The organism is Streptomyces sp. CA189 (assembly GCF_056428985.1).
Genome location: NZ_JBWJVM010000010.1, coordinates 1 through 16301, shown reverse-complemented (window position 1 = coordinate 16301; position 16301 = coordinate 1). Strand labels below are relative to the sequence as shown.

17 protein-coding genes and 2 pseudogenes are annotated in these 16301 nt (G+C 73.4%); 9 read left to right on the top strand and 10 right to left on the bottom strand.

Features of this window, described 5'->3' with window-relative positions; translation table 11 throughout:
• The first annotated feature begins 1 nt into the window (after nucleotide 1).
• The 9 genes from hypB to AC061S_RS10755 all read left to right on the top strand — a co-directional run bounded on the left by hypB (nucleotide 2) and on the right by AC061S_RS10755 (nucleotide 9604).
• Nucleotides 2-928 (top strand): hydrogenase nickel incorporation protein HypB, encoded by a 927-nt coding sequence (gene hypB, locus AC061S_RS10795; protein WP_478685652.1) that lies wholly within the window; start codon nucleotides 2-4, stop codon nucleotides 926-928.
• The gene (gene hypF / locus AC061S_RS10790) at nucleotides 928-3330 is read left to right on the top strand and encodes a carbamoyltransferase HypF (RefSeq protein WP_478685786.1); all 2403 of its coding nucleotides are present in this window, start codon (nucleotides 928-930) and stop codon (nucleotides 3328-3330) included. Before hypB ends, hypF begins: the two co-directional genes overlap by 1 nt.
• A complete protein-coding gene (locus AC061S_RS10785; RefSeq protein ID WP_478685651.1) occupies nucleotides 3299-3595 on the top strand; it encodes a HypC/HybG/HupF family hydrogenase formation chaperone in 297 nt (98 codons plus the stop codon). Before hypF ends, AC061S_RS10785 begins: the two co-directional genes overlap by 32 nt.
• On the top strand, nucleotides 3592-4734 hold the full coding sequence (gene hypD, locus AC061S_RS10780; protein ID WP_478685650.1) for a hydrogenase formation protein HypD: 1143 nt from the start codon (nucleotides 3592-3594) through the stop codon (nucleotides 4732-4734). Before AC061S_RS10785 ends, hypD begins: the two co-directional genes overlap by 4 nt.
• The gene (hypE, locus tag AC061S_RS10775) at nucleotides 4727-5791 is read left to right on the top strand and encodes a hydrogenase expression/formation protein HypE (protein WP_478685649.1); all 1065 of its coding nucleotides are present in this window, start codon (nucleotides 4727-4729) and stop codon (nucleotides 5789-5791) included. The genes hypD and hypE overlap by 8 nt, the downstream gene beginning before the upstream one ends.
• Before the next feature lie 82 nt (nucleotides 5792-5873).
• Nucleotides 5874-6713: a class II glutamine amidotransferase gene (locus AC061S_RS10770; RefSeq protein ID WP_478685648.1), complete on the top strand. Its 840-nt coding sequence runs from the start codon at nucleotides 5874-5876 to the stop codon at nucleotides 6711-6713.
• Between the two features lie 170 nt (nucleotides 6714-6883).
• Nucleotides 6884-8038 (top strand): carboxylate-amine ligase, encoded by a 1155-nt coding sequence (locus tag AC061S_RS10765; protein WP_478685647.1) that lies wholly within the window; start codon nucleotides 6884-6886, stop codon nucleotides 8036-8038.
• 335 nt (nucleotides 8039-8373) lie between these two features.
• Nucleotides 8374-8916 carry a type 1 glutamine amidotransferase domain-containing protein gene (locus AC061S_RS10760; protein WP_478685646.1) on the top strand — a complete coding sequence of 181 codons (543 nt, stop codon included), beginning with the start codon at nucleotides 8374-8376 and terminating at the stop codon, nucleotides 8914-8916.
• A gap of 244 nt (nucleotides 8917-9160) precedes the next feature.
• Complete coding sequence (locus AC061S_RS10755) at nucleotides 9161-9604, top strand: DUF5133 domain-containing protein (protein ID WP_478685645.1); 444 nt, start codon at nucleotides 9161-9163, stop codon at nucleotides 9602-9604.
• Nucleotides 9605-9622: 18 nt separating this feature from the next.
• Here the strand turns inward: AC061S_RS10755 and AC061S_RS10750 are convergent, their stop codons facing one another.
• The 10 genes and pseudogenes from AC061S_RS10750 to AC061S_RS10705 form a co-directional block, all read right to left on the bottom strand.
• Nucleotides 9623-10108: a DUF6328 family protein gene (locus AC061S_RS10750; protein WP_478685644.1), complete on the bottom strand. Its 486-nt coding sequence runs from the start codon at nucleotides 10106-10108 to the stop codon at nucleotides 9623-9625.
• Between the two features lie 120 nt (nucleotides 10109-10228).
• Nucleotides 10229-11234 (bottom strand): annotated as a pseudogene (locus AC061S_RS10745) (glutathione S-transferase family protein).
• Nucleotides 11235-11731: 497 nt separating this feature from the next.
• Nucleotides 11732-12730, bottom strand: a complete 999-nt coding sequence (ku, locus tag AC061S_RS10740) for a non-homologous end joining protein Ku (RefSeq protein WP_478685643.1) — start codon at nucleotides 12728-12730, stop codon at nucleotides 11732-11734.
• 57 nt (nucleotides 12731-12787) lie between these two features.
• Nucleotides 12788-13369 (bottom strand): DUF2231 domain-containing protein, encoded by a 582-nt coding sequence (locus AC061S_RS10735; RefSeq protein ID WP_478685642.1) that lies wholly within the window; start codon nucleotides 13367-13369, stop codon nucleotides 12788-12790.
• On the bottom strand, nucleotides 13366-13551 hold the full coding sequence (locus tag AC061S_RS10730) for a hypothetical protein (RefSeq protein WP_478685641.1): 186 nt from the start codon (nucleotides 13549-13551) through the stop codon (nucleotides 13366-13368). Before AC061S_RS10730 ends, AC061S_RS10735 begins: the two co-directional genes overlap by 4 nt.
• A 105-nt stretch (nucleotides 13552-13656) precedes the next feature.
• Nucleotides 13657-14061 carry an ATP-binding protein gene (locus tag AC061S_RS10725; RefSeq protein ID WP_478685640.1) on the bottom strand — a complete coding sequence of 135 codons (405 nt, stop codon included), beginning with the start codon at nucleotides 14059-14061 and terminating at the stop codon, nucleotides 13657-13659.
• A complete protein-coding gene (locus tag AC061S_RS10720) occupies nucleotides 14027-14599 on the bottom strand; it encodes an STAS domain-containing protein (protein ID WP_478685639.1) in 573 nt (190 codons plus the stop codon). Before AC061S_RS10720 ends, AC061S_RS10725 begins: the two co-directional genes overlap by 35 nt.
• A gap of 115 nt (nucleotides 14600-14714) precedes the next feature.
• Nucleotides 14715-14921, bottom strand: a complete 207-nt coding sequence (locus tag AC061S_RS10715; protein ID WP_478685638.1) for a hypothetical protein — start codon at nucleotides 14919-14921, stop codon at nucleotides 14715-14717.
• Between the two features lie 37 nt (nucleotides 14922-14958).
• A complete protein-coding gene (locus AC061S_RS10710) occupies nucleotides 14959-15882 on the bottom strand; it encodes a D-alanyl-D-alanine carboxypeptidase family protein (protein ID WP_478685637.1) in 924 nt (307 codons plus the stop codon).
• A gap of 312 nt (nucleotides 15883-16194) precedes the next feature.
• Nucleotides 16195-16301 (bottom strand): annotated as a pseudogene (locus AC061S_RS10705) (IS982 family transposase); the annotation flags it as partial.

Here is a 16301-nt window from a genome sequence, read left to right as displayed (position 1 = left end):
CATGTGCCGAGTGGTCGACCTGCAACAGGCGGTACTCGCCAAGAACGACGGGGCCGCGCAGGCCCTGCGCGCCGAACTCGCCTCCCGCGGCACGACGGTGGTCAACATGCTGTCCAGTCCGGGCAGCGGCAAGACCGCGCTCCTGGAGCGGGAACTGCTGCTCGCGAGGGAACGGGGGGTGGCCGTGGCCGCCCTGACCGCGGACCTGGCCACCGAGAACGACGCGGTACGGCTGGCCCGTTCGGGCGCGCCGGTCAAGCAGGTGCTCACCGACGGGCTCTGTCATCTGGAAGCCGCGATGCTGGGCCGCCACCTGCACGGCTGGCTGCCCGAGGAGACGCGGCTGCTCTTCGTCGAGAACGTCGGCAACCTGGTCTGCCCGGCCTCGTACGATCTCGGGGAGTCGCTGCGCGTGGTCCTCGCGTCGGTGACCGAGGGCGAGGACAAGCCGCTGAAGTACCCGACGGCCTTCGGGCTGGCCCAGCTCGTCGTCATCACCAAGACCGACATCGCCCGGGCCGTCGAGTTCGACGAGGCGGCCTTCCGCGCGAACGTCCAGCGGGTCAATCCCGGGGTGGAGGTGGCACTCACGTCGGCCCGCACGGGCGAGGGCGTGGGCCTCCTGCTGGAGCGGGCACGGGCGGTCGGAGCGGGGGCGGCTGCGCACATCCCGGTGATGGCCCGCGGCTGCGCTCCGGCGCAGGGCGCCGGTGACGGACACGGCCACGCACACGGACACGCACACGCACACGGCGACGGCGACGGCGACGGCGACGGACACAGCCACGGATCCGGCGACGGCGACGGCCACGGCCACGCGCACGGGCCGGGCCACGACCACGGGCACGCTCACGCCGCGGGCCGCGACCAGGGGCACGCTCCGATGCCGCCCCCCGCACCGGCGCCGGCGTGGGGGCAGACCCGCTGATGGAGTCCGTACAGCGCCGCCGGGTCACCGTCCAGGGCGTGGTCCAGGGCGTCGGCTTCCGGCCGTACGTCTACGCCCGGGCGACCGGGCTCGGCCTGGCCGGGCACGTCACCAACACCCCGGAGGGCGTGGTGACCGAGGTCGAGGGTGCTCCCGCCGCCGTCTCGGCGTTCTGCGAGCGCCTCGCGGCCGACGCGCCCCCGCTGGCCGTGGTGGACGCCGTGGACCACTGCGAGGTCCCGGTGGTCGGCGGCGCCGGATTCGCGATCATCGCCTCCCGGAGCGGCGGCCCGGTCCGGACCCTGGTCTCCCCGGACACGGCCACGTGCGCCGCCTGCCTCGCGGAGCTGGCGGATCCGGCCGACCGCCGCCACCGCCACCCCTTCATCACGTGCACGCACTGCGGCCCCCGCTTCACCATCGTCACCGGACTGCCCTACGACCGCGCCCACACGACCATGGCCGGCTTCCCGATGTGCCCCGACTGCGCCCGCGAGTACGCCGATCCGGCCGACCGCCGCTTCCACGCCCAGCCCGTGGCCTGCCCGGCCTGCGGGCCCCGGCTGCGGCTGCTGGTCGCCGCGGGCGGGCGGGCCCCGTACGAGCTCACCGGGACGGATCCGGTCGCCGGGGCCCGGCGGCTGCTGGCCCGGGGCGCGATCCTGGCGGTCAAGGGGCTCGGCGGCTACCACCTGGCCTGCGATGCCACCCGTCCGGGAGCCGTGGCGGAGCTGCGGCGGCGCAAGTCCCGCGGTGACAAGCCCTTCGCCGTGATGGCACGCGACCTCACCGAGGCGGAGCGGCTGGCGCACATCGGCCCCGAGGAGCGCGCGCTGCTCACCGGGAGCGTCCGCCCCATCGTGCTGCTCCGCAGGCGCGCCGGCGTCGCCGGACCGGCGGAAGAGGTCGCGCCGCGCAGCCCCGACCTCGGCGTCATGCTCCCGTACACCCCTCTCCACCAGCTGCTGTTCGGGCTGCCGGGCGATCCCCCGGGGCCCGGACTGCTCGTCATGACCAGCGGGAACCTCGCGGGTGAGCCCATCGTCACCGGCGAGGACGAGGCCCTGGAGCGGCTGGCCGGCCTCGCGGACGGCTGGCTCACGCACGACCGGCCCATCCACGTTCCGTGCGACGACTCCGTGGTGCGGGTATGCGACGGTGCCCCGCTGCTGGTCCGGCGCTCGCGCGGCTACGCCCCACTGCCGGTGGCGCTGCCGCTGCCGGTTCCCGCCACGCTGGCGACGGGGGGCGATCTGAAGAACGCCCTCTGTCTCGGGGAGGGCCGCCGGGCCTGGCTGTCGGCGCACATCGGGGACATGGACGACGTGGCCACCCACGTCGCGTTCGAGCGTGCCGAACGGCAACTGGAATCCATCACCGGAGTGTCTCCCGTCCTGCTGGCCACCGACCGGCATCCCGGGTACCGGTCGGGCCGGTGGGCGGCCCGCACCACGGGGGGCCGGCCGCTCGTACGCGTCCAGCACCACCACGCGCACATCGCCTCCGCGCTGGCCGAACACGGCCTGGACGGCGGCCGCCGGGTGATCGGCGTCGCGTTCGACGGCACCGGCTACGGTGACGACGGCGCGGTGTGGGGCGGCGAGGTGCTCCTCGCCGACTACGCCGGGTACACCCGCTTCGCCCACCTCGCGTACGTGCCGCTGCCGGGCGGCGACGCCGCGGTGCACCGGCCGTACCGCATGGCCCTGTCCCACCTGCAGGCCGCGGGCATCCCCTGGGATCCGGACCTGCCGTGTGCGAGCAGCTGCCCGGAGGAGGAATTCCGGCTCCTGTCCCGGCAGTTGGAGCTGGGCCTGAACTGTGTGCCGACCTCCAGCATGGGGCGGCTCTTCGACGCCGTGTCCTCCCTGGCGGGCATCTGCCAGCGCTCCGGGTACGAGGCCCAGGCCGCCATGGAGCTGGAGTCCGCCGCACTGCGGGCGGCGGGAGAGGCGGCCGCGGATCCCGGCCCCGACGCGTACGGCTTCGCCCTCGACCTCCCGGCGCCCGGCCTCGAAGGCCCCGTCACCGCGGACCCGGCGCCCTTGCTGGCAGCGGTGGTGGCCGACCTGCGGGCGGGCGCGGATCCGTCCGTGGTCGCGGCCCGGTTCCACGCCGGCGCGACCGCGCTCGTCGCCGGACTGTGCGTCCTGGCCCGCGAACGGCACGGGCTGGACACGGTGGCGCTGACCGGCGGGGTCTTCGCCAACACCCTGCTGTCCTCGGCCTGCGCCCGCGCGCTGCGCGAGCGCGGCTTCACCGTACTGCGGCACCGCCAGGTCCCGCCGAACGACGGCGGGCTGGCACTCGGCCAGCTCATGGTGGCGGCCGCCCACGGCGCCACCGACCCCCCACAGCGAGGAGAGGCCCATGTGCTTGGCCGTACCCGGCAGAGTGCTTGACATCGCGGAGAAGGACGGCACCCGCATGGCCACGGTCGACTTCGGCGGCGTACAGAAGGAGGTGTGCCTGGAGTACCTGCCGGACCTCCAGGTCGGCGAGTACGCCATCGTGCACGTGGGATTCGCCCTGCAGCGCCTGGACGAGGAGTCCGCCAAGCAGACCCTTGAACTGTTCGCCGAACTCGGCATGCTCCAGGAGGAGTTCGGAGACCCATGGGAGCTGGCCGCCGACGGCGGCGAGAGCGGCGAGGGAGGCCCCCGGTGAAGTACATCGACGAGTTCCAGGATCCCGCCCTCGCGCGGCGGCTCCTGGACGAGATCCACTCCACGGTGACGCGGCCCTGGGCGCTGATGGAGGTGTGCGGCGGCCAGACCCACACCATCATCCGGCACGGGATCGACCAACTACTCCCGGATCAGGTGGAGTTGATCCACGGTCCTGGTTGTCCCGTCTGCGTCACCCCGCTGGAGGTCATCGACAAGGCACTGGAGATCGCCTCCCGGCCGGGCGTGATCTTCTGCTCCTTCGGAGACATGCTCCGGGTGCCCGGGACCGGCCGCGACCTGTTCCGGGTCCGCAGCGAGGGCGGCGACGTGCGGGTGGTCTACTCCCCGCTCGACGCCCTGACCATCGCCCGGCAGAACCCCGACCGGGAGGTGGTGTTCTTCGGCATCGGCTTCGAGACCACGGCCCCGCCGAACGCGATGACGGTCCATCAGGCGAAGCGGTTGGGGATCCCCAACTTCAGCCTGCTGGTCTCCCACGTACGGGTTCCCCCGGCCATCGAGGCCATCATGCGCTCCCCGAGCTGCCGGGTGCAGGGCTTCCTCGCCGCGGGGCACGTGTGCAGCGTGATGGGGATGGCGGAGTACCCGGAGCTCGCTGCCCGGTACCGGGTGCCGATCGTGGTGACGGGGTTCGAGCCGCTGGACATCCTCGAAGGGGTACGGCGGACCGTGCTCCAGCTCGAACGGGGCGAGCACACCGTGGAGAACGCCTACGAGCGCGCCGTCCGGCCGGAGGGGAACCCAGCCGCCCTCGCCATGCTGGAAGACGTCTTCGAGGTCACGGACCGGGCCTGGCGCGGGATCGGGGTCATCCCGGACAGCGGCTGGCGCCTGTCGGAGCGCTACCGGGAGTTCGACGCCGAGCACCGCTTCTCGGTCACCGGGATCACCACGCAGGAGCCGGCCGAGTGCCGTAGCGGCGAGGTGCTCCAGGGACTCATCAAACCGCACGAGTGCGAGGCCTTCGGCACATTGTGCACGCCGCGCAACCCCCTCGGCGCCACGATGGTCTCCAGCGAAGGCGCCTGCGCCGCGTACTACCTCTACCGCCGGCTCGACCTCCAGGCCGCGCCGGCCTCTCCTGCGACGCCACTGGAGGCGAGCCCCGTTGGCTGAGACCGCGCCACTGGACATCACCGGCTGGACCTGCCCGGCACCGCTGCGCGACCATCCGCGGGTGGTGATGGGCCACGGCGGCGGCGGCGCCCTGTCCGCCGAGCTCGTCGAGCACCTCTTCCTCCCGGAGTTCGGCGGCACCGCCCTCGCCCAGCTCGGGGACTCCGCCGCGCTCTCCCTCGGGGGCGTGCGGCTGGCCTTCTCCACGGACTCCTACGTCGTGCGCCCGCTGTTCTTCCCCGGCGGCTCCATCGGCGACCTCGCGGTCAACGGCACGGTCAACGACCTGGCCATGTCGGGGGCCGAACCGGCCTACCTCTCCTGCGGGTTCATCCTGGAGGAGGGCGTCGAGATGTCCGTCGTCGCGCGGGTCGCCCGGGCGATGGGCGACGCGGCGCGGGCCGCGGGCGTGGAGGTGGTCACCGGGGACACCAAGGTCGTGGAGAGCGGGCACGGGGACGGCGTCTACATCAACACCGCGGGCATCGGCATCATCCCGGCGGGGGTGGACCTGCGCGCGCAGCGGGTCGTCCCGGGCGACGTGGTGATCGTCAGCGGGGACATCGGTCTGCACGGCGTGGCCATCATGAGCGTCCGCGAAGGCCTGGAGTTCGGGGTGGACGTGGAGAGCGACTGCGCGCCGCTGGGGGGCCTCGTACGGAGCATGCTCGCGGTCACCCCGGACCTGCACGTCCTGCGCGACCCGACGCGCGGCGGTCTGGCCGCCGCGCTCAACGAGATCGCCACGGCCTCCGGAGCCGGCGTCCTCGTCCACGAGGCCGAGGTGCCCGTACCGCCCGCCGTCGCCAACACCTGCTCGATCCTCGGCCTGGACCCGTTCTACGTGGCCAACGAGGGCAAGCTCGTGGCCTTCGTACCGCGCGAGCACGCCGAGGCCGTCCTCGACGCGATGCGGGCGCATCCGCTGGGCCGCGGGGCGACCGTCATCGGCGAGGCGGTGGAGGCCCACCCGGGCATGGTCGTGGCCCGCACCCGGCTGGGCGGCACCCGCGTGGTGGACCTGCCGATCGGGGAGCAACTTCCGCGGATCTGCTGAGCGGCAGTCGGCCGCCGCCGCGGTGGCGGCCGACTGCCGCGGGGTTAGGCTCGGAATGAGGCCGCGAAAGGGATGGTTGCGCATGTGCCGGTGGCTCGCCTACTCGGGTTCGCCCATGCTGCTCGACGCCGTACTCTACCGTCCGGAGCACTCGCTCATCAACCAGAGCCTCCATGCCCGGATGGGCGTCGAGACGACGAACGGCGACGGCTTCGGACTCGGCTGGTACAGCGGGAACGGGGACGGCACACCGGCGGTCTTCCGGGACATCGCCCCGGCTTGGAACAACCGCAATCTGCGCGAGCTCGCGGCCCACGTACGTTCGCACCTGTTCTTCGCGCACGTGCGCGCCTCGACGGGCTCGGCCGTCCAGCAGACCAACTGCCACCCGTTCCGCCACGGCCGGTGGCTGTGGATGCACAACGGGGCCATCGCGGACTTCCACCGGCTTCAGCGCGACCTCTGTCTGGCCGTCGACCCGGCGCTCTTCTCGTCCATCGAGGGGTCCACCGACTCCGAGGTGATGTTCTACCTGGCGGTGACCTTCGGGCTCGACCAGGACGTCCCCGGGGCGGTGGCCAGGATGGCCGGGCTCGTGGAGCGGCTCGGGAAGGAGCACGGTGTCGCGGAACCGCTCCAGATGACCCTGGCCATCAGCGACGGCGAGCGGCTCTGGGCGTTCCGCTATTCCAGCCAGGGTGCCTCCCGGTCGCTCTTCTACAGCAGCCGCGCCGAGACCGTCCGCCACCTCCACCCCGAGGTGGAGTACCTCCGCGAGATCTCCGACGCCTCGCGCATCGTGGTCTCCGAACCGCTGGGGGACCTGCCCGGCGTGTGGAACGAGCTTCCCGAGGCCAGCTACACGGTGATCCCGTCCGTCCAGGACCGGGACTACCTGCCGTTCGTCCCGGAGTACGACTGACCGCTGACCGCTGACGGCCGCGCGGCCGGACCCCGTAAGCCACCCCGGTCCCCGCCGTCACGGGTCCCCTGCGTGAGCCGCGCTCCGAGGGGTAGGTGCCCTTCATCAGCCCCGGGACGCCGAGGCCCGATCGACCGGCTGATCCGCCTCGATCCACGGAGGGGCCTTCGATGTCACTGACCGTATCCACATCCGCAGCCACATCCGCAGCCGCGTCCGGACGGGTCCGGGCCTTGACGATGGGCGTCGAGGAGGAGTTCCTGCTCGTCGACCGCGGCAGCCGGGCCCCGGTGGGGCGCGGCCCCCGGGTCATAGAAGCCGCGGCGCACGCACTCGGCCCGCTGGTCCAGCCGGAGTTCTTCACCGCCCAGGTCGAGGTGTGCACCAACCCCACCACGAGCGCCGCGGCGCTCCGGGCCGAGCTGTCCCGGCTCCGGGCCGAGGTGATCCGTGCCGCGGCCGCCGAGGAGTGCCTGCTGCTGGCCGCCGGCACCCCCGTCGTACCGCCCGAGCATCCCCTGACGGTCACCCGCAACGAGCGCTACCGCAGGATGGAGTCGCGCTTCGCCTGGGTCCTCGGCGACTACGACCAGGCGGTCTGCGGCTGCCACATCCACATCGGCATCGACTGCCGGGCGCAGGCCCTCGACCTCGCGAACCGGATGCGTCCGTGGCTGCCCGTGCTCCAGTCCCTCGCGGCCAACTCCCCCTTCGACCGGGGCAGGGACTCCGGTTACGCCAGTTGGCGCGCCGTGGAGCACGCCCGCTGGCCCACCGTCGGACCCGCCCCGGTCCTCGACGAGGCCTCGTACGAGCACTGCGCCGACGAGCTGGTACGCAGCGGCACGGTACTGGACCGGGGGATGATCTACTGGTACGCCCGCCCGTCCGAGCACGTGCCGACGCTGGAGATCCGCGTCGCCGACGTGAACGCCCGGATCGATGCCGTCGTCCTCCTGGCCGTGCTGGTACGGGGCCTCGCCGCCACCCTGCGCATGGAGGCGGCCGAGGGCGCAGGGGCCCCCGAGCCACATTCGGCGAGGCTCCGCGAAGCCCACCGGCTCGCGGCCGCCCACGGCCTGCACGGCAACGGCCTCGACCCCGTCAGCGGCGTCCCGGTGCCCGCCTGGACCCTGGTCTCCCGGCTACGGGAACGCGCGGCCCCGGGGCTCGCGGCGTCGGGCGACGCCGCCCTCGTCGACGACCTGCTCGACGAGGTCCGGACCGAGGGAAACGGGGCGGCACGGCAACGGGCCGCGTACCGGCGTGACGGACGGCTCAGCCGGGTCGTGGACAGCCTGGTCGAGGCCGTGGCCGCGGTCTGAGGGGCCCCGCCCGACACCCCGGCCCGGCACCCCGGCCGGGGTGGATTGGGGAGCGCGGGAGGGGGCAGGCGCCGGGCGTGCGGCCGGTCCCGCACGCACGGACCCCGTGGGAGGTCCACGGGACGGAACCCGGAGGTGAGGCGCATGGACCGGACCACCGAACCGCGGCCCGAGGGCCCCGGACCCACGCCGGAAGGGCCTGATCCACTACCTCGCGATCCCGTGCCCGCGCGCCCCGGCCCGGAGCCCGGCGACCCGCGACCGGCTCCGGAGCAGCCCTCGCCCGGCGAACGGCCCGTCGTGCCCGAACCCCCCGACTGAAGGAGGCGAGTCCGGTGCGCATCGCCTTTCTGACCGCGCCCGAGGGCGTGGAGGAGATCGAACTCACGGAGCCCTGGAAGGCCGTCGAGCGGGCCGGCTGGAATCCGCAGCTGGTCTCGACGGGACCGGGCCGGGTCCGCGCCTACCGCCATCTGGACAAGGCCGGCAGCTTCCCCGTCGACCACATCCTCGCGGGCGACACCGCGGACGCCTTCGACGCCCTCGTCCTGCCCGGCGGGCTGGCCAACCCCGACGCCCTGCGCCTGGACGAGCGGGCCGTCGGGTTCACCCGTAGCTTCTTCGAGGCGGGCAAGCCCGTCGCGGCGATCTGTCACGCGCCGTGGATGCTGGTGGAGGCGGACGTCGTCCGGGGCCGCACGCTGACCTCGTGGCCGAGCCTGGCCACCGACATCCGCAACGCCGGGGGCACCTGGGTGGACGAACCCCTGCGCGTCTGCGAAGCCGCGCCCGCGACGCTCGTCACCAGCCGCAAACCGGACGACCTCGACGCCTTCTGCGCGGCGATCGTGGAGCGGTTCGGGAACGGACGGCCCTGACGGACACGGCCGCGGCGTCGGCCGTCCCGGCTCCGCGTCGGCCTCACGGGTCACGGCACCTGTTCGAGCCCTGAACCAGCGCGCCGCGCGGCCCGTGGTCAGACGGCGGGCGTACCTTCCCTACGCGGACCACCGCACCGCACCCGCCGCCCCGGACCGGAGGAACCTCGTGCCGACACCCGGAGAACCCACTCCGCCGACCCGACAGGCCCCGTCCGCCGCCGGGACACCCCACCCGGTCGCCGTGCCGACGGGCACTTGGGCCGTCGGGATGCTGATGGCCACGACCCCGTGCTCGGCCCGCGACGCGCAGCGCATCCTCGCGACGGCCGCCGACCTGGCCGACGTCGCCCCCCAAGACCTGGCAGCCGCGCTGACCGCCACCGCGTACGGGACCGAGCTGCCCGCCCGCCTCGAACGCGCCGTGCGCCGAGCCGTCGAAACCGCCCGGTCCCGCGGACCGGCAGCGGGGCCCCGTGGGGCGGGGATCGCACCGAATCCCGCCCGGACCGAGGAGGTCCTGACGCGGCTGCGCGGATGCCAGGCCCGCCTCGCGGCCTCGCCCCAGGACCCCGCGGCCATCCGGGCCATGGACGACACCGCGTACACCCTGTGCGTGCTCATGGGCCGGCCCAGCGCCTATGAAGCCATCAGCGCGGCGGAGGAGCAGCTCGCCGCAGCGGGCTGAGCGTGCCGACGCTCCCCGTCAGCGCTTGGAGGTGTAGCGGATCCGGGCCCACAGGGGCAGCACGAACCAGCAGAGCACGTACCAGGCGAACACTCCCCCCACGAGCCACGGCGCGAGGGCGTTCTCGGTCGCGACCCTCAGGACGAGGAGCAGGGCCGAGGTGCTCGTGGCCAGGAGCAGGATGAGGCCGGTGAACGTCAGGCGGGCGGCCCACGCGACCGCCTCGGGCTTGATCCGGCGCCCCGAGACGATGCGGTGGAACGCGACCGGACCGATCAGCGCGCCGGTCGACAGGGAGCCGAGGACGACGGTCACCACGTAGATCGTCTTCTCGGTCTGCGCGAGCCCCGCGAAGACGGGGCTGAAGACCACCGTGAGCAGGAATCCGAACAGGATCTGCACGCCCGTCTGAGCGACCCGGATCTCCTGGATGAGCTCCTGCCACTGCCGGTCGGCGCGTTCCTCCGTGGACTCGTCCCGTCCCGCCTGCGTATCGCTCGGCATCGCGCCTCCCTGAAGGGCCTGTTCCCGAGGGGTCTCTCCGGACGGCGTCTACCCACGGGTCTGCGCATCATGTCGCGGGGTGCGCACCCCCACCGGGCGCGCCCCGCGGGGCGCTCGCCCTCACCCGTGCCCGGCGCCTTGTCCGACCCGCTCTTCGGGAGCGACCGGTCCGGGTGCGGTGCCGTCGCCGAACGGGCGTCCGCCCAGAGCGGCGCGGCCGTGCGCGGAGTGCCAGGCCGTCGGGTCGGGCCCGGCCGGGACGATTCCCGTGGGGTTGATGTCGGTGTGCACGAGGTAGTAGTGCCGCTTGATGTGGTCGAAGTCGACGGTGTCGCCGAAGCCGGCGGTCTGGAACAGGTCGCGCGCGTAGGCCCACAGCACCGGCAGCTCCGTCAGCTTGTGACGGTTGCACTTGAAGTGCCCGTGGTACACGGCGTCGAACCGGACGAGTGTGGTGAACAGCCGTACGTCGGCTTCGGTGATGGTGTCCCCGACGAGGTAGCGGGACCGTTCGAGCCGGACGGACAGCCAGTCGAGCCGGGCGAACAGCCGTTCGTAGGCCGCGGCGTAGCCCCGCTGGGTCCCGGCGAACCCGGCCTCGTAGACCGCTGTTGTTGACGTCCTTGTAGACCACTTCGTTGACGGCGTCGATGTGCGGCCGGAGCGCGGGCGGGTAGAGCTCCGGCGCCCCGGGCCGGTGGTACGGCTTCCACTCCACGGCCATGTCGATCGTGATCTGCGGGAAGTCGTTCGTCACCACCTTGCCGGTCGGGACGTCGACGATCGCCGGCACGGTGATGCCCCGGTCGTAGTCGGGATCACGCGCGAGGTAGGCCTCCTCCAGCCGCTCGATGCCGAGCACCGGGTCACGCCCGCCGGGATCGAGGTCGAAGGTCCAGCTCCGCTCGTCGTGCACGGGTCCGGCGACGGCCATCGGCAGGGCCCGCTCCAGCCCGAGGAGCCTGCGTACGATCACCGCCCGGCTCGCCCACGGACAGGCCCGGCTGACCACCAGCCGGTAGCGGTCGGGCTCGATCCGGTGGCCGTTGCGCCCGTCGGCGGTGATCCGGGTGCTGAGGTAGCGGCCGTCTCGGGTGTACTCCTTGCCGGGACTTACGTAACTCACCCCTGGCGCCTACCCCCGATCGGCAGGTGAACCCCTCCGGGGGCAGCCCCCCTGCCCGCGGACGTACGAACGCGCCGGCGCCGCCCGGGCCCGGGGCGGTGAGCGGGGCTCGGGCGGCGCCGACGTCCGGGAGGGGCCGCCGCTTACCGGGTCGGGGGCGACGGCGGGGGTTCGGGCGACGGCTCCGGGTCGGGAAGGGGCATCGGGATCGGCCTCGGCGTGTGCGGATCGCCGGGGACGGGACGGGTGGGCGGCACCGGGCTCGGTCCCGAGCCGGTCGGACGGGTCGGCGACCCGGCCCGTACGTGCGCGCCGGTGGGGGTGGTTGCGTTCGTCATGGTGACTCCGGCTCGTGGGAGACGGCTTGCTCACTGCGGCGCCTGCCCGTTCTCGTCCGTCCCAATCCCGGCGTCTGCCCGGGCCGCGCTGCGCCATGCCCGGTTTCGGCCGGTTCGACTCGTGGTGCGTGCGGTGGCGCGGCTGCCGTACTCCCCGGGTCAGGCCGCCCGACGGGATCCGGAGCCGGTGGCCGTGGCGGAGCCGGTGAGCGCGTCGCGGAGTGCGTCGCGGAGTGCGTCGCGCGTCATGGTCGAGCGCCCCGGGATCCCGGCCGCCGCGGCCTTCTCGCAGAGCTCCGCCTTGGTCAGGCCCGCCAACTCCTCCGCCCCCGGCGTCCCGCCGACGCGCTTCTTCGCGTGCCGCGCGGACTTCCCCCGGGAGCCGGTGGCCCGCTCGACGCTGGCACGCAGCGCCTCCGCGAGGTCGACCACGTTGGTGGACTCGGCCGCGGGCTCCGCCTTCTCCACGCTCTCGCCCGCCCGCTTCGCCTTGATGAGAGCGGCGACCTTCTCCCGGAACGTGTCGTGGAACTCCTCGGGCTTCCACTCCATGCCGAGCGCCTCGACCAACTGCTCGGCCATGCGCAACTCCTTCTGCGAGGCCTTGGCCTTGCGCGGCAGGGAGTCGATCTCCTTGCGGGGGTCTCGGATCTCGTCGGCCCAGTGGAGCGTGTGGCAGGTGAGCAGGCCGTTCTCCGCCTTCACGGCCACGAGGTACTCGTGGCTGCGCATCACGAACCGGGCGATCCCGGCCTTCTCCGCCTTGGCGAGGGCCTGCTCCACGAGGCTGTAGATCTTCCCGTACTCCTTGTCCTTCGGTGCCAGGTAGTACGTCGCGTCGAAGAAGATCGGATCGACCTCGGCCAGATCCACGAACCCCTCGATGTCGAGCGACTTGGAACGGCCCGGCGCGATCTCGTCCAGCTCCTCCGGCTCCACGAGCACGTACGCGTCACCGTCGTCGAAGCCCTTGACGATCTCCTCGAAGGGCACTTCCTCGCCGGTGCGCTCGTTGACCCGCTTGTTGCGGACCCGGTCCGAGGTGCCGCGCTGCAGCTGATGGAAGTGGATCGTGTGGCTGTCGGTCGCCGTGTACAGGCCGACGGGCAGGCTGACCAGCCCGAAGGTCAGCACGCCCGCCCACACCGGTCGCGCCATGACCACACCACCGCTCTCGTCTCGCGCGCCCGCCGCGCTCGGGTCGGGTCCCGCCCGTCATGTCGCGGCCGGTTCGCCGGCCGGGTCCGGTCCGTGGGCCACGTGTCCGCCCAGCGCACCGCTCACGGCGAGGGCCGCCAGACCGGCGACGGACCAGCCCCGGCCCTTGAGCGCGTGCCCTCGGACCCTCGCCGAGAGGGACATCGTGTAGCAGGCGATCACGGCCACGTTCGAGACGGCGTGGGCCAGGCCGACCCGGGCCCGCGCCGGCGGCAGCTCCGCCCAGTCCACCCAGCCGGCGAGGGCCGCCGGCCCGGCCCCCGCCAGGCCGACCGCCGTGAGCGTCGCGGCGGCGGGCTGTCCTCCGGGCACCGCGTCCAGCACCCCGGCCGACAGCCAGCAGCCGACCGGGAGCTGGACCAGCACGGGATGCAGGGGATGCCCGAGCTGCCTGCCGCGCAGGAGGTCGCGTACGGCGCCCAGCGGAAGCCCGCGGATCCCGTGCTGGAGCACGCGGACGGCCGGATCCAGGGCGGGTGTGCGCTCGATGGCGGCCAGGGCGTTCAGCCACCCGGCCGACACCGGGTCGAGGGCCCGGGCAGGGCCGCCCGAGCGCGCGGAGCCGATGTGTCCGTTCATCCGAGTCGCCTCCGTCCCTCTTCGCCCGCGGTGCCGCTCCCCTCCGTCGGCGGGGTGCGGTGGGGCCGCTGCCGGAACAGGCGGTCCATCTGGCCGCGCAAGGCTTCGAAGTCGTCCCAGCAGGTCCGCGCCGTCCCTTCGGAACGGTCCGTCTGCTGCTGGCTCTGGTGCGTCCCCTTCACGGTTCTCTCCTTCGGCCCGCGGTCGTCCGTACGCCCCCTCGCTCGCGTCCGGCGCCTACCCGGAGCGGCGGTACGCACGCACGGACCGGCCGGCGTGTCTGGAGATCATTCCGGCGGGAGCAGGCGGACACCGGTGTGGATGGTCTTGCCGCCCGGCCGGTGCCGGATCCGTACGCCGCTGCCGAGCTGATGGACCAGGGCCCAGCCCCATCCACCGCCGCCCTCCAGATCGGGCGGCCTCAGGCGCGGCTCCGCGTCGCTGTAATCGGTGACGTCGATCACGATCTCGTCGGGCTCCAGTTCGAGGTCGAGAACGCAGCCGTCCGCCGTGTGGCGGATCGCGTTGGTGACGAGCTCACTGACGAGCAACAGCGTCGTGTCCTTGACCTCGGGTGCCACGAAGCGGCCACCGCGCGAGGCGTCATCGAAGAAGTGCCGGGTGAGGTCGCGGGCCGTGGCGGCCGCGGTCGTCCCGTCAAGATCGCTGTGCTGTCTCAGATGGAGAGTCATCCCCGCTCCCGCGGCCTCCAGTCTCGATTCCCCGGACCCGTCCGCCTGGATCGGCGGTGACGACCGCCCGGGAACGGACGGTTTCCACATGGGTGCGCGTACCCACTCCACGCGGGTTCACCACACTCGGCGGCCGCGCCACGTCCATGCCGCAGGCACGCCCCGCGTCGGCGCTCGCGTCGACGTCCAGACGCAGCAGCCCGGCCATCACGTCACGGCCGCCCGCTTCCGCGGCGACGGGCGGTCGGAGGCCGTCGACCAGCGCCAGGAGGCTCGTCGGCTGTCGCTGCCAGTGCCAGGCGTGGAACTGGACGCCCCGCTCCTGCACCGTACGGACGAAGTCGAGGAGGTGGTGCAGGCCGGACACGTCCATGAACCCCACTCCACGCAGGTCGCAGATGACCACTTCGGTGTCGGCGCCGAGTTCGGTGCCGAGCCGGTCGAAGGCGGCACCCGTCTCCTCGTCCAGCTCCCCTTGGGGCATCAGGTGCACGGTCCGGCCGCGGGAGATCGTCGCGATTCCGAAAGCGTTCCCCATGGGGTCACCTCACCTCGCCGGGACCGGTTCCCGCTCCGCGCTCCGCGTTCCCAGGGACATGACCCCGATCCGACCTGATTCGATGGTCGACCCACGTGCCCCTGAAACGCAACCTTCACCGGGTGGCGGCCCGCTCGACGCGCTCCGGATCGGCCGGAGGCGCGCTGGAACCGGTACCCGTCCGCGAAGGGACTCCCGGCGGGCGCCCGTGCTCATCGACCATGGCACCCTCGTCGGGCAGCAACTCGGGGCGGCGGCCCTGGGGGTCGTGACCCCGGGGGTGGTTCGGGCGCACCTGCTCCGCGTGTCCTTGCTCGCTCATGGCTGCCTCCTCGGCCGAGTCCGCCCCTTCTGACCGCCTACCCCGCTCGACCGCGGCCAGACGGAGCGGGGCGCGATGGACGGCTTCGACGAGTCGCCGGCTGTGGGCCCACACCGCCGCCCGCGCGCGCACCGGGGAGCAGCCGGTCCGCTGCGCGAGGACGACGCCGAGGACGAGCCTGCGCGTGCCGCCGACGTCCGTGTACGCGGCCCCCAGGACGTTGCCCCCGGCCGGGGGTGCTGGTGCCCGTCTTCAGCCCGATGACCCCGTGCCGGCCGAGCAGCCGGTTGGTGGTGCGCGCCTCGCCCCGGTCCCCGGGCAGACGGACCGAGGGAGTGGCGACGACGCTCCGGAACACCTCGTTCCGCATGACCGTGCGGGCCAGGACGAGCAGGTCGCCGGCGGTGCTGGTGTTCCCGATGTCCATCCCGCAGGAGCCGGTGAACCTGGTTCGGTGCATGCCGAGGTCCGCGGCGGCGGCGTTCATCCGGCGGACGAAGGCCGTCTCGGAGCCGGCGGTCCAGCGGGCGAGGAGCCTGGCGATGTTGTTGCCCGAGGGGATGAGCATGTAGGCGAGGAGCTGCCGCAGGGAGAACTCCTGCCCTTCCTCGACGGGCACGACCGATTCGATCGTGGAGCCGGCCTCGCGGGCGGCGGCCCGGTCGACACGGACCACGGGCCCGGATTCCCGCGGGCCCAGCGGATGCTCCCGCAGGACCACGTGGGCGGTCATCACCTTGGTGATGCCCGCGATCGGCACCGACCGCTGTTCGCCGACCGTACCGAGTGAGCCGACCCCCTCCACCTCCACGCTCGCCTGGCCCTCGTGGGGCCAGGGCAGCGGCGCCGTCGACACCGCGCGACGGGGGGCGGCGAAGGCCGCGTCACCGGCCCGGCAGGCCGCGAGGCGGCCCCGACCGGACAGTTCGGCGGACCGGTGGAGGGAGGCGTGGACGGACATGGCGCTCCCGGATCGGGGTTCGTGGCGGGGGTTCGCGCCCCACCGCGCCCGGAACGGTCCGGGCCCCGGTCCACCGGCAGCGGAGGGGCACACACCGGAGCATGGCCGCCCGACGCATCAGCAACCCGACCGTTCCGCATCGGCAGCCGCTCGGGCGTGTACCGGTTCGACGGCAAGGGCTCCTCGTACGGCCACGGCCCCCGTCGCCCGTTTCCGGGGGAAGGGGGCCGTGGCCGTGGCCGTGGCCGTACGCGTTTCGACGGTGGTGACGTCGGTGACGTCGCGCCGCCCGCTAGATGATTGATTCCGAGGTCAGTGGTCGTAGGCGGTCAGTGATCGGATGACGGGTCCACCGGTCTTGTGGTTGTGCCAGATCGCGGCGGTCAGGGCGAGGAGTCGTTGCAGGACTCGGACGGTGA

What these genes read in the sequence shown, in the direction of transcription:
- hypB (WP_478685652.1), top strand. Translation starts at nt 2, where the DNA reads ATGTGCCGAGTGGTCGACCTGCAACAGGCGGTACTCGCCAAGAACGAC.
- hypF (WP_478685786.1), top strand. Translation starts at nt 928, where the DNA reads ATGGAGTCCGTACAGCGCCGCCGGGTCACCGTCCAGGGCGTGGTCCAG.
- AC061S_RS10785 (WP_478685651.1), top strand. Translation starts at nt 3,299, where the DNA reads ATGTGCTTGGCCGTACCCGGCAGAGTGCTTGACATCGCGGAGAAGGAC.
- AC061S_RS10770 (WP_478685648.1), top strand. Translation starts at nt 5,874, where the DNA reads ATGTGCCGGTGGCTCGCCTACTCGGGTTCGCCCATGCTGCTCGACGCC.
- AC061S_RS10765 (WP_478685647.1), top strand. Translation starts at nt 6,884, where the DNA reads ATGTCACTGACCGTATCCACATCCGCAGCCACATCCGCAGCCGCGTCC.
- AC061S_RS10750 (WP_478685644.1), bottom strand. Translation starts at nt 10,108, where the DNA reads ATGCCGAGCGATACGCAGGCGGGACGGGACGAGTCCACGGAGGAACGC.
- ku (WP_478685643.1), bottom strand. Translation starts at nt 12,730, where the DNA reads ATGGCGCGACCGGTGTGGGCGGGCGTGCTGACCTTCGGGCTGGTCAGC.
- AC061S_RS10735 (WP_478685642.1), bottom strand. Translation starts at nt 13,369, where the DNA reads ATGAACGGACACATCGGCTCCGCGCGCTCGGGCGGCCCTGCCCGGGCC.
- AC061S_RS10725 (WP_478685640.1), bottom strand. Translation starts at nt 14,061, where the DNA reads ATGACTCTCCATCTGAGACAGCACAGCGATCTTGACGGGACGACCGCG.
- AC061S_RS10720 (WP_478685639.1), bottom strand. Translation starts at nt 14,599, where the DNA reads ATGGGGAACGCTTTCGGAATCGCGACGATCTCCCGCGGCCGGACCGTG.
- AC061S_RS10715 (WP_478685638.1), bottom strand. Translation starts at nt 14,921, where the DNA reads ATGAGCGAGCAAGGACACGCGGAGCAGGTGCGCCCGAACCACCCCCGG.
- AC061S_RS10710 (WP_478685637.1), bottom strand. Translation starts at nt 15,882, where the DNA reads ATGTCCGTCCACGCCTCCCTCCACCGGTCCGCCGAACTGTCCGGTCGG.